Here is an 11,907-nt window from a genome sequence, read left to right as displayed (position 1 = left end):
CCCCAGTCGTAATTTTCCACGCTGGTCAAAACCCCGCTGGGGCCGATTTCAATGCGATCCGCGAAATGGGTCTTTAACAACTCCATGTAACTGGGCAATTGGTCCCGATTGTAAGCCAGTTCGTCGTACAATGAATCCAGATTGACCGCAGGGTCGCCGCGGCACTCGATCAGATAGTACTCGTCCTCATTCAGCCAGACGCGGTAAAGGGTCGGCTTTAATCTGGCCTGTTCAGAAAACAGGCGGGCAATGGGCAGGTTAGCTGCCGGGTTGGTTAAATCGACCGGCGTTTCCCAGTTTAAAAGCATGCGCGAAAAGGCACAGGGCGCGGCCGGAATCAGCCCATTGGCATTGAGCAGCCCGGCATCCATCAATCCGAACCGCCCGATGGCGCTCTTTTGCGTGCTGGGACTGAAAAGGTCGTACAGCCCCAGATAGCTGCCAATATTGGAGACCAGAAATCCGGTCAGGGCAATGTGGTACCCCTGCTGATTTTGCGTTTCGGGCAGCAGAATGCCGGAATTGATTTGTTTTGTTCCGTTATTGACTGGCACTCCGTTAAAGGTATCGCCAAGCGCTTTTTTCAAAAAAGAGGGGCTCAGGTAAAGCGATGGGATGTCCTGTGGGGTTGGATCGTAGCCCAGTTCAATGTCGCGCCCCACACCGGCATGGAACACCACCACCAGATCGTATTGGCTAAAATCGATGCCCTCCGCGCTCTGATCTGCCGCTTTAACGGCATCCACAAATAACTGGCTGATGCCTTTGTTGATGGCTTCGTCGGTGGTGTTCGGGTTGTAGGCAGCCATTTTTTTGGGTAATTGAAATGCCTCGTTCTCCCCGGCCGGGAAGACATCGCCCGTAATCTTCAGACGGCCGTGAGACACCTTCCAGAAATAGTTGGCGGCCGCGGTTATTTGATCCACAAAATACTGCTTGTTGTGGGGCGCCGGATCAATGGCATAAGGATCGCTGGTCACTGAATCGATCATGAACAAACCATTCCCTGTGGTAAGCGGATTTTCATCCGGCTGGAATTGTACACGCAAGGCACAAATCTTCAGTGTCTGATAAGAGGGAGGAATCTGGGCAGGTAAGTTTTGCAGGAAGAGCATGAGCAACAAACTACCTGCAATTGACATCTTCGTTCTTATTTTCATGGCGATCTTCTGCTAAGTTTAAACTGGCAACACTCTGCAAGTAGGTAAACAAACGATAAGGGCGGGGTTAACGTCCCCGCCCTTATCATTAGAACTTGATGCCCAGGCTGAAACGCATGGTTTCGGCCAGCGGGTGATCTTTTGCAGCGGAAATGTAGCTAAAATCGATGTTAAACAAATTGAAGCCAATTCCACCGCCAAAAGTCACAAACTTACGATCGCCAAAGCTCGGATCTTCGTAAAAATAGCCAACGCGTAACGCAATCAAAGAGCCGTAGGAATATTCCAGACCTACCGAGTGCGTGAACCGACGTAGTCGCTCTTTGATGGAACCTTTGACCCACACCGAGTAAAAGGCCGCCTTAAAAACGCCGTCCGAGGTACCATCGGCATAACGATAAACCAGCAACCGATTGATATCGTAAACCACCAATAATTTATTAAAGCCGTCATCATAGGCTTTGTAAGCCAGGCCCAACCGTAAATTGGTTGGCAGAGGATCGGCCTGTTTGCGGTCGATGTAGGTAACCTTTGGACCAAAATTAGAAAGATTGGCCCCTAAATTTAAGCGATTATCCAGGAAGGGATAGGCTGGCGTCCATAATACGCCCACATCAACGGCAAAACTGGTGGCGCGCCCATCACGATCTTCGGAGCCCACCGAAACATTGCTCAAATTACTCTGAATGATTTTGGCATTCACCCCAATCCCCAAATTGGGTTTTAATTTGGTGGCATAAGCCAGCGAAATGGCATATTCAAATGAATCGAATGTCCCTAATTCATTGCCGGTCTCATCGGTCCAGACATTTTTACCCAGATTGAGGAAGGTAATGCTGGCGCCGAACATACCGATGCCATCCACATAGTAACGGCCGGCTGCGTAATCGTAGAACAGATCGCTAAAATTAAATTGTGGCAACCAGCGGGAATGCATCAAAGAGAGTTGACGCGGCCTGTCCACGGCCGGGTCCTCATATTGAAAAGCCAGGCCAGCGGGATTCCAGAAGATGGCCGTTGCGTCGTTAACCAGCGCCACGCCCGATTCGCCCAGGCCGCCATTGCGGGCGCCCGGAGCAATCAGCAAAAAGGGAACGGCTGCTTCGCCCTGTGCGTAAAGATTTTGTCCTAACATGGATATCATCAATACGCCAAACAGAATAATTGTTAATTTTCTCATATTAAACACCTCCAAAACAAAAAACCGGTCTATTTGGACAGCCTACCTTTACTTCCAAATAACCGGCACCTTTTAAATGCCTCTATGCTGATTGTTAAAGGTAGACTGCAACTATTATGTCAATAAGAACACGTCTTATCAAAATCCTTTAACAATCAGCCTATAGGCAAGTTCCTCTTTACTTAAATAAAATTTTCAGTTTAAGTTCTACGAATTTAAGGGCATATAATTAATAAGTCAAGAGCTTTTCGTTACTCTGCTAAAATTTTTGCGCTTCATCAACTAACAAAATGGGAATATCGTCCTCTATTCGGTAGATCAACCGGCATTTATGGCATATCAGGGCTTCTTCTTCTTTGTTGTATTCCAGATCACCCTTGCACTGCGGGCAGGCTAATATTTCTAACAATGCTTCGTCTAACATTTTTCATCTCCGTCTTGATTAAACTGAATTAGGATTCTATTTATTTCGCAATTTTTTCTACAAAAAATTGCGGCGGACGAATCGGCCGTCCTTTACCGTTCATAAATGCGTGCAGAGTAAATCCTTCGCAAATCAGATCCGCTTCCCGAAACACCAGATAATCAATTCTCAATCGTGCTTTATTTAATTCGCCAAACCGGGCGATGATCTTTAATCTGTCATCAAAAAAGGCCGGTTTGTAGTAGGCAGCCGAAACCTGTAACACCGGAAGTAAAATGCCGTCTCGTTCCATTTGGGCATAGGAGATTCCCATTTCCCGCAACAATTCGATGCGCGCCAGTTCAAACCAGACAATATAGGCCGAATGGTGCGCAAATTTCATCTGGTCTGTTTCGAAATAGCGCACCCGAAACTCAACGGTACATTCCATCATTCCTGCCAGGCACCCATCTTACTGAATTTTTGCAGACGTTGCTGTAACAATTTCTTTGTCGGAATTTTGAGCAGTTCTTTGAGATGTTTCAGGATGGCTTCTTTGACGAAACGGGCCGCCAGATCGGGGTCCACGTGCGCTCCGCCTTCCGGTTCCTTAATTACCTCGTCAATAATGCCAAATTTCAACAAATCGGGAGCAGTGACTTTCATGGCTTCGGCCGCCTGGGGTGCATAGGCAGCATCGCGCCAGAGAATGGCGGCGCAGCCCTCCGGACTGATCACCGAATACCAGCCATTCTCGGCCATTAAAATACGATCGCCCACGCCAATGCCCAGCGCTCCGCCCGAGGCGCCCTCGCCAATGATCACATTGATGATGGGGACAGGCAGGCGGGCCATGCGCATCAAATTGTAGGCAATGGCCTCGGCCTGTCCGCGCTCTTCTGCACCAATCCCTGGAAAAGCGCCCGGCGTATCGATTAAGGTAATGATCGGTTTGTTGAACTTGGCGGCCAATTCCATTACGCGTATGGCTTTACGATAGCCCTCCGGGTGGGGCATACCAAAATTGCGGTACAGATTTTCCTTGGTATCTTTTCCCTTTTGTTGCCCAACAATGACAACTGAATAATCTTCCATTTTAGCCAGCCCGGCCACCACGGCTTTGTCATCCGAAAAACGCCGGTCGCCATGCAACTCTTCAAAATAATCGCACATGCGCTCAATGTAGTCCAGGGTGTAAGGGCGTTGGGGATGGCGGGCCAACTGCACTCTTTGCCAGCGGGATAAATTCATATAGATTTCGTGACGTAATTCGGCCGCTTTTTGTTCCAGTCGCTTAATATCTTCATCGAGGTCCAGATTGCTGGCTACAGCGTACTCGCGCATCTCAGCAATCTTTTCTTCCAGGTTTACGATTGGCTTTTCAAACTCCAGCACAAACCGTTGTTTCTTTTTAGCCATGTCTTTTCCCTACAACTTTTTTATTAAACTTAAAATGCGTAACTTCCAGACCAGAAAGACCGCTTCCCACATAATTTTTTTAGACAACTTCGATTCGCCGTAAACACGATCGACAAAAATAATGGGAATCTCCTTGATCTTAAATCCTTTTTTCCAGGCTTTGACGTTTAGCTCAATTTGAAAAGCATAGCCATTGGATTTAATGCGATCAAAATCGATGGCCTGGAGTACTTCCTTTTTAAAACATTTGTAGCCCCCGGTACAATCGGCAATGGGCACGCCAGTGATGACCCGTGTGTACAGATTGGCAAAATAGCTGAGCAACAAACGCTTCAAGGGCCAGTTAATCACATTGACCCCTTTGATATAGCGCGAACCGATCACCAGGTCGTGTTCCTGCATCTCTTTAAGGAACTGAGGCAACTCTTTCGGATCGTGCGAAAAGTCTGCGTCCATCTCAAAAATATATTCAAATCCTTTTTCCAGAGCCAGGCGAAAGCCGGCAATATATGCGCGCCCCAGGCCCTCTTTTTTAGGCCGTTCCAGAAGCAAAATACGCTCATCTTCTTGCTGCAAGCGTTTAATGATCTGTGCCGTTCCATCCGGAGAATTATCATCGACAAAAAGGATGGAAATTTCGGGAACGTGACGGCGGATCTCTTTAACCAGCCTTTCAATATTCAACGCTTCATTGTAAGTCGGAATGACAACAACGGCTTTTTGGGCATCAACCATTTACTAACGACAATTCCTTTTTCATTAACTTCAAAGCATCATCCAGGGAGTGGGGTTCCCATCCTGTGTAATTGATCAATTTGTAAATTTTAAAGGCCGAATTCATGGGGCGTGGCGCCTTTTGCTGCAAATCTCTGGTCTTAATCCGTTCGATCAGGTCCTTGTCCAGATCAAAGGTTTCGGCAATTTTCACAGCAAAATCGTAGCGCGAAATAATATCCGGCCCCGACACATGAAACAAGCCGTAAACGCCCTTGCTCAACAACCGATCAATGGCCTCGGCAAAATCGGGGGCATAGGTTGGCGTCCCGATCTGATCGTCAACAATACGAATTTTTTTCTTGTTTGTCAATTGTTCCACCACCCAGGTCACAAAGTTGGGGCGCACACGATGCCCGACGCCAAATAGCACCTGAGTGCGGGCAATGATATATTCTAGATTGGAATTTTCCACAACATGCTCGCCGGCCAGCTTACTGCGCGCGTAATTGCCCCTAGGATTGGGTTCGTCTTCTTCGCAATAAGGGCCCGCTTCACCATCAAACACATAATCGGTAGAGACCTGAATAAACACTGGTTTAAACGTGGTGCAGGCATCCACCAGATATTCCACACCACGGACATTTACACTCCAGCACTTATCCGGCACCTCCTCGCAGGCATCCACATTGGTGAAAGCCGCCGTATTAATGATCACATCCGGTTTGATCTTTTGCATGAATTCAATAACCTGTGCACGATTGGTAATATCTAATTGCGTGTAACTATGAACCTGATCAACCGGGAAAAAAGGTTCTTTATTAAAGGAAGTGGCATAAATCTTAAAACGATCCTTCAATTTCCGAATGATATTTTGCCCCAATAAACCATTCGCGCCCACAACAACTAAATCAGTCATACGTTTTACCCACTATCTTATTAAATGCCTCTTTTAATTGGTCCACCTCAGGCAAGCCTTTAACACTGCCAGACAGGGCCGAAAGAGTAGCCGCCTTTTGGGCTGCTCTCACAACGTTGCTACCCGAAGCGAAAAAATAGACGAACCCGGCCAGGAAAACATCTCCGCATCCTGTAGGGTCTAATACCTTTACCCGTCGCTCGGCCGGAATGCTCACAGTTTTTATGTCATCCCCCACCCTGTACACATGCAAACTACCATGTTTGCCAGAAGTTAAATTAACAATTTTCTGCTGATCATAGCAAAACATTTTGTAAAATTGCTGCAAATCCACATCAGAAATCATTTCAAACTCGGTATCATTGCATTGTACAATGGTAACTGGCTCAATCCATTGGCCGATATTAGCGACTTTTTGCAAGCGCCGCAAGCCGTTTTCGAGGCGCGCCAGCGTAAGACTATGAATATCCATGGCGCTCAATCCGTCAAATCGGGCGCTAAAGGTTCGGAAGGCATTAAGTTCTATCTCCCAGCCTGAAATGAAATTTGCGATGAACACATCGACCTTTAGAAAGGAAGTTAATTGCTCGGCCGTTAATGGTGGCATGGGATTGAGCGAACGTTCCTCTCTTTTTTCCGGCGTTAAATAGCGAAGCTCGACACAATTGTTGAAGCCATCATGAAAAAAAAGGCCATCCAGCCTGACCCGTTTGTCATCCTTAAAGTGTGAAACGACTTCCTGATGGAAATCCTTCCCCACCCGACTGAGTGGAATGATTTCGTCATCTTTGTTACAGATAGCGCGTAGAGCGTCAATGGAATAAAAGAGCCCTCCTTTACTTTCGGTTACCTTTCCCTTTAAATCGATGATCCGATCTTTTAAAAACGTTCCTAAAACAGCGATTTTCATTCCTGTTTTTTCTTTTTTTCATTGGCCATCGGCTCTTCAATGCGGAAGGTACGGGCAATTACTTCCAATTGATCAAGATACGGTTTTTTCAAATGGCCGGGCGCCATGACAGCGATGTCCACAAAATACAATGAAGAATCCTGCGGATGATCGATGACATAGGTTCTGAAGGGGCCGCCGATTAACACCGAGTCGTTCCGCCACAGCCCTACCATCTTTGCGGTTTGCTGGCCATTGAAATCGGCCGTAACCAATCTAGAATCTTCCCGAATAATATAATCGCCCTGATAATACTTTTTAGTAAACCGATCGCGTACATTGGCAATAGAATCAAAGGTAAAATAGCTGCTGTCGCCTTTAATTTTCCAGATCGAAACCCAACGGTCTGGATCGAAGCGCCGTAGCCATAAGTAAGGCACCTTCGGTTCTTCGATGGCCACAAAATAATCGTGTTGCACGCGAATTGAAAAATCAAAATTATTTTTGATGTACTCTTCCACTTTGTACTGTTCGCCTTTTTCGAACATCGAAACCTTTAAGCGAGCATAATATTTTTTCTCAAAGGTATCGTAGATTTGTTCTTTTAAGGCTTCAAAATGTTTCAGGAAGGTACGCCTATCTCTGGCAAACATGAACAGCCCGATCTGATCTTTGGCAAACAAATTATCCTGAAAAAGGTAAAAATAGCGCCCTTCTTCCACCCCTTTTTGAAATTCCGGTGGCAACACCTGGCGTAAATAGTCATTAACTTCGCCCTGCTCGTTCTTCAGGCCAATAAAAAAGATGTTCATCCTGTGTTTAAACTCATTCAAAAGTCGCAGAGGAATCCAGGTGAAATAAAATTTTTTTTCGGACACCGGGGTTAAAACCTCGCCCTCAAACATATCGCTCACCGGCTTTTGAATATCGAGCCAGAGTAACGAGTCGGCCACAATAAAAATGCGGTAAGGATAGCCCGCTGCCGAAGGTTTGTATCTGGTGCAGGTAAGTGCCAGCAAACCGATGACAGAAACCAACAAAAACAGCTTAACTTTGCGAATCCAAAACATTTTCGCCTCCTGGGATGGCTTTATTTTTTTGAACCATGAACAACAGGCCGCCGGCAACGGAAATCAGCATGGGGATGATTAAATTCATAAAACTCAAGGTAAGGGCTTCGGCCGTAGGAATGCCAACCTGGGCCAATAAACCGACAAAGCCCAGATCTCTTAGCCCGATGCCATTAATGGAGGGCAGCATGGTAATTACAAAAGAGATGGGCACTACCATCAACAGATACCCGAAACTCACCTGGATATTAAAAGCCATGGCCACAAAATAGTTCATGGTTACAATTAAAAACTGCGAGATGAATGAAAACAGAAAGACCTGAAACAAAACAATACGCTGGTTCTGAAAGTAATGAATCGCTTCAAACAGCTTGTTAAATTTCTGGCCGATTTTAAAAACGGTAAACTTTTCAAAAATTTTTAAGATGATTCCAAAGGACCAATCGCGTAAGAGAAGCGCAAAAAATGCGATGATCAGGGCGAATAAAATGATAGCTGCCAGCATCAGACGGCTATCATGAAAGTACTGTGAAATGTAAATTAAGGCCCAGATCGACATAAACAGGGTGGCGGCAATGCCCATCAAACGCTCAATAATAACTGAGGCAAAGGCGCTGGTGCGGTCGTCGGTTACGCCAATCAATTTATAGATGCGCATGATATCGCCGCCAATGCTGGTTGGTAAAAAATTATTAAAAAACATGCCTATTAAATAAAAGCCAAACAACTGCCGGATTCTGAGCCGGTAGCGGTAACTCTTCAGTAACACCGACCAGCGAAGCGCCAGCAACCAGACGGCAAAAAGCATCAGCACCAGGGCCAGAGCCAGGTACAATAGGCCATTCTGTTCCGTAATGTTACTCAATACGGCGATCAGGCGTTGCGGATCGGCCCGATAGATAAGATATCCTAAAAGCCCCAGAGACAGAGCAATTTTTAAGATATTCTGAAATAGGCGCATAGGCTGTTTTTATTCCTGCTTTTTGTAGGAATCCAGCATTCTGCGGGCCGTCTGATCGTTCGGAAACAACTTTAACCAGTTTTCAAGCGACCGAATAATTTTTTCCCGATTGTTGGTCATTTGATAGGCGCTGATCAGGGTTCCCAGAATGCGGGGATTGGTCGGATTCAACTCATAGGATTTTTCCAGTAATGGAACAGCCTTTTGGGCTTCACCAAAACGTAATAGTTGTTCGGCAATGCCTGGCAAATCCCTGACCCGGGTTTCATCCTTTAAAAGCGTGTCTTCATAGGCCTGGTTAAACAGAACCTGAAACGCATCGGTCACCAGCGCCATATTCTGGTTCATCCAGGGGATGACATCCGGTGAGATTTTGGCATTCATATATTCCAGAACTTTTTGCGCTTTTTGATATTCTTTTCGCTTCCTGTAAAAATCGGTCAATCGCAGAAAAGCCGAACGATAATTTTGCAGCAGCGATTTGATATTCCAGTTAAAGTAAACATCCGGATTGTTCAAATTTCGGTACTTGTATTTGGTCAATAGATTTTTTTCGAGCTCCGAAGGGGAAATGGCCCAGTTTTTGAAGGGCACCAGTTTCATCACCAGACCATCCATGCGGAAGTAATCGTACAGTTCTCCCAGCATATTGCTTTTGGGAACGGTAACCGCAAAATAGATGGGACGACGCCAGCGGTTGGCCGTTAAAATATTCAGGATCATCCAATCCTGAGTCCGGAAATAGCCGGTACCATCCGGGGCGCGCAGTGGCGCTCGCACTTTAAATTTAATTTCTGTCGGAATCTGCACCTCGTTCAGATTAAATTCCTCTTTGAAGCGCTGAGCTTCCTTCTGGGCGTAATCCCCGGGCACAGCCAGACGGTAGGTGTTGCCCTTCATAGGCCGGACCCCCACGTGTTGCAGCTCAAAATCGTTAATGCGCATCGGTACGCGCGGTTCCCAATCGCGTAGTTGTTTAATGTACCAGTCCGTATTCAATAAACTCAAATTAACAATGCGCACGTCTTTACGCACATGTTCAACCTCCTGCAGATACCAGAGAGGAAAGGTATCGTTATCGCCATTGGTAAAAAGAATGGCATTGGGTTCGCAGGAGACCAGCATGTTGTACGAATAATCCCAGGCCACGTAATTCCCGGAACGGTCGTGCGTATGGTAATTTTTTGCCAGCATATGCACCGGCACAATGAGCATCAAAATGATAAAGACGGCTGTGCGCCATCGTTCCGCTTTTTCTTTAAAGCCTTCTTTGAGCAACTCCATAACGCCGGCATATCCCAGACCGACCCATAGGGAGAAGGCAAAGAAACTGCCTACGTAACTGTAGTCTCGCTCCCTGGGCTGCGGGTCGGGCTGATTCAAATATAATACAATGGCAAGACCGGTCATAAAAAACAGGGCAAATACGGCCAGCGCCCGCTTGGGATCACGCCGGGAATGCCAGTACACGCCGATTAATCCCAGCAGTAAAGGCAAGGCCAAAAATTGACGTGGGTCTACACTCTCTTCATCCTGGCCCATGCCCACAAATTGCCACAAAAAGTAGCGATTGTACATCTTGTTAATCTGGTACTTCCAGAAGAACTCCCAGGCGCTATCGTATTTTTTGCCATTTTCCGAAGTCTTCCAGACCTGGGTGCGATTAAAAATGGAATGTTCACCGTATTGCTCGCGCTTCATGTAATAGATAAACCGTTCCACATTTTCCGGATCGTTCTCATCAATCGCCGGGTCCAGACCGGAACGAATGTAGATCATAGTATACGTGGAATAGCCAATCATGATTAACAGCAAAGAAGAAAAGATCAACGTAAGCACATGTCTGTGGTTTTTAATGGCCCACATGCTGAAGAACAGGACCCCGATAAACAGGAGGCCTAACCCGGTAAAGCCGAAAACTAAAGCCAGTTGCGGCAAATAGATTACCATTCCTGGATAAATAGCCAGAATAATAGCTGCGGAAACGGCAGAAACAATGATAAAATTTTTGAGATTTAGTTCATAATGTTTGTAAAAGAAAATTAAAGCGACAAATGGAATGGCCAGTACATTTAACAGATGCACTCCAATGGCCAGACCGATCAGATAGGCAATGAGCAGCAAGTACCGTTCGTTGCCTGGTTCATCGGCTTTGGTAGACCAGACAAGGATCAACCAGACCACCAGAGCCGTAAATAACATGGAAGCAGCGTACACCTCGGTTTCCACGGCATTGAACCAGAAACTGTGCGTAAAGGCAAAAGTAAAAGCGCCTAATAATCCGGAGTAAATGGCCAGATACCAGTCTGATGCACTTTTCAATCCGCCTTTCCATTGACGAATCAGGTGTACAATGATTAAATAGGTTAACATGACCGTAAAACCGCTGGACAACACAGATATTAGATTGGTTTTCCAGCCGGGATCACCAAAGGGGATAAAGGTAAACAGATGTCCGACCAACAAAAAGAGCGGTGAACCTGGAGGGTGGGGTACGCCACCGATGTAACTACAGGCAATAAATTCGCCGCAATCCCAAAACGACATAGTCGGCGCCATAGTCAATAAATAGATAATTGTAGAAACAACAAATGTTAATCCTGCTGCCAGACGATGAACTGTTTTAACCTGCATGATCTCTTCCTCTTAGTTTAAATTAAGAAACATAAAAGCTACTCAAATTAAGGATTTTTAGCAAGTTGTTTTTTCATCCGCTTACATTTAAAAAAATCATTACAAAATTTTTATTAAACAGTTCCATTTCATTTTTGTTCAACTGGTAAGAAAACCATTGGCACCTTAGAATACTTCCATTAAAACTTATAATCCCGCTTAGCGGGATGCGAAAATTTTAATGCTGAAGATCCTAACCCCCCGGCCCCCATCCCTTCTTTTAATAAAGGGAAGGGGGAGCAAATTGTGCCGCTTTGATTAGTCCTAGCCGTACATGTCAATAAATTTTATTTTTTTTCTAATTCTTTGTGCTCTATGTGGTTGTTTTTGCTTGCGGCTATGTTGCTTTGGAAATATTCCTCCTGAACTTCCTACATAAAACGTTGGTTGTTCTAAAGCTGATACACTAAAAAATTAAGAAGTCCCGTAGGGACGAAACAAATTAGCCAACCGCGTCAGCGGTGGGTAAAGCAAAAACACAAAAAACATGGATCGTCCTGTAAGGACGAGATAGGAAAC

The 11,907-nt window shown here is 45.7% G+C and carries 10 protein-coding genes and 1 pseudogene; all 11 read right to left on the bottom strand.

The genetic code is table 11. The annotated features are described in order from the left end of the window. A pseudogene (locus tag ACWB0I_RS17100) lies at nt 1–1,160 on the bottom strand (hypothetical protein); the annotation flags it as partial. 88 nt (nt 1,161–1,248) lie between these two features. Next, nucleotides 1,249–2,340: a PorV/PorQ family protein gene (locus ACWB0I_RS17095; protein ID WP_479389302.1), complete on the bottom strand. Its 1,092-nt coding sequence runs from the start codon at nt 2,338–2,340 to the stop codon at nt 1,249–1,251. A gap of 259 nt (nt 2,341–2,599) precedes the next feature. After that, nucleotides 2,600–2,764, bottom strand: coding sequence for a Trm112 family protein (locus ACWB0I_RS17090; RefSeq protein WP_479389301.1), 165 nt, complete (start codon nt 2,762–2,764; stop codon nt 2,600–2,602). A 40-nt stretch (nt 2,765–2,804) separates the two neighbouring features. Beyond that, nucleotides 2,805–3,197, bottom strand: a complete 393-nt coding sequence (locus tag ACWB0I_RS17085) for an acyl-CoA thioesterase (protein ID WP_479389300.1) — start codon at nt 3,195–3,197, stop codon at nt 2,805–2,807. Then, entirely contained in the window at nt 3,194–4,162 is a 969-nt protein-coding gene (locus ACWB0I_RS17080; protein WP_479389299.1) for an acetyl-CoA carboxylase carboxyltransferase subunit alpha, read from the bottom strand. The genes ACWB0I_RS17085 and ACWB0I_RS17080 overlap by 4 nt, the downstream gene beginning before the upstream one ends. A 9-nt stretch (nt 4,163–4,171) precedes the next feature. Further along, entirely contained in the window at nt 4,172–4,897 is a 726-nt protein-coding gene (locus ACWB0I_RS17075; protein ID WP_479389298.1) for a polyprenol monophosphomannose synthase, read from the bottom strand. After that, on the bottom strand, nt 4,890–5,795 hold the full coding sequence (gene rfbD / locus ACWB0I_RS17070; protein ID WP_479389297.1) for a dTDP-4-dehydrorhamnose reductase: 906 nt from the start codon (nt 5,793–5,795) through the stop codon (nt 4,890–4,892). Before rfbD ends, ACWB0I_RS17075 begins: the two co-directional genes overlap by 8 nt. After that, nucleotides 5,788–6,705, bottom strand: a complete 918-nt coding sequence (locus tag ACWB0I_RS17065; protein WP_479389296.1) for a PfkB family carbohydrate kinase — start codon at nt 6,703–6,705, stop codon at nt 5,788–5,790. The genes rfbD and ACWB0I_RS17065 overlap by 8 nt, the downstream gene beginning before the upstream one ends. Beyond that, nucleotides 6,702–7,754 (bottom strand): DUF4837 family protein, encoded by a 1,053-nt coding sequence (locus tag ACWB0I_RS17060; protein ID WP_479389295.1) that lies wholly within the window; start codon nt 7,752–7,754, stop codon nt 6,702–6,704. The genes ACWB0I_RS17065 and ACWB0I_RS17060 overlap by 4 nt, the downstream gene beginning before the upstream one ends. After that, entirely contained in the window at nt 7,732–8,715 is a 984-nt protein-coding gene (locus ACWB0I_RS17055; RefSeq protein ID WP_479389294.1) for a lysylphosphatidylglycerol synthase transmembrane domain-containing protein, read from the bottom strand. Before ACWB0I_RS17055 ends, ACWB0I_RS17060 begins: the two co-directional genes overlap by 23 nt. Nucleotides 8,716–8,724: 9 nt before the next feature. Next, nucleotides 8,725–11,349, bottom strand: coding sequence for a protein O-mannosyl-transferase family (locus tag ACWB0I_RS17050; RefSeq protein WP_479389293.1), 2,625 nt, complete (start codon nt 11,347–11,349; stop codon nt 8,725–8,727). Nucleotides 11,350–11,907 lie beyond the last annotated feature (558 nt).

It is taken from the genome of Caldithrix sp. (assembly GCF_056497305.1).
This window is presented reverse-complemented; position numbering and strand designations above follow the sequence as displayed.

Bases quoted from the DNA above. Each gene is read 5' to 3' on its own strand.
- ACWB0I_RS17095 (WP_479389302.1), bottom strand. From the start codon at position 2,340: ATGAGAAAATTAACAATTATTCTGTTTGGCGTATTGATGATATCCATG.
- ACWB0I_RS17090 (WP_479389301.1), bottom strand. From the start codon at position 2,764: ATGTTAGACGAAGCATTGTTAGAAATATTAGCCTGCCCGCAGTGCAAG.
- ACWB0I_RS17085 (WP_479389300.1), bottom strand. From the start codon at position 3,197: ATGATGGAATGTACCGTTGAGTTTCGGGTGCGCTATTTCGAAACAGAC.
- ACWB0I_RS17080 (WP_479389299.1), bottom strand. From the start codon at position 4,162: ATGGCTAAAAAGAAACAACGGTTTGTGCTGGAGTTTGAAAAGCCAATC.
- ACWB0I_RS17075 (WP_479389298.1), bottom strand. From the start codon at position 4,897: ATGGTTGATGCCCAAAAAGCCGTTGTTGTCATTCCGACTTACAATGAA.
- rfbD (WP_479389297.1), bottom strand. From the start codon at position 5,795: ATGACTGATTTAGTTGTTGTGGGCGCGAATGGTTTATTGGGGCAAAAT.
- ACWB0I_RS17065 (WP_479389296.1), bottom strand. From the start codon at position 6,705: ATGAAAATCGCTGTTTTAGGAACGTTTTTAAAAGATCGGATCATCGAT.
- ACWB0I_RS17060 (WP_479389295.1), bottom strand. From the start codon at position 7,754: ATGTTTTGGATTCGCAAAGTTAAGCTGTTTTTGTTGGTTTCTGTCATC.
- ACWB0I_RS17055 (WP_479389294.1), bottom strand. From the start codon at position 8,715: ATGCGCCTATTTCAGAATATCTTAAAAATTGCTCTGTCTCTGGGGCTT.
- ACWB0I_RS17050 (WP_479389293.1), bottom strand. From the start codon at position 11,349: ATGCAGGTTAAAACAGTTCATCGTCTGGCAGCAGGATTAACATTTGTT.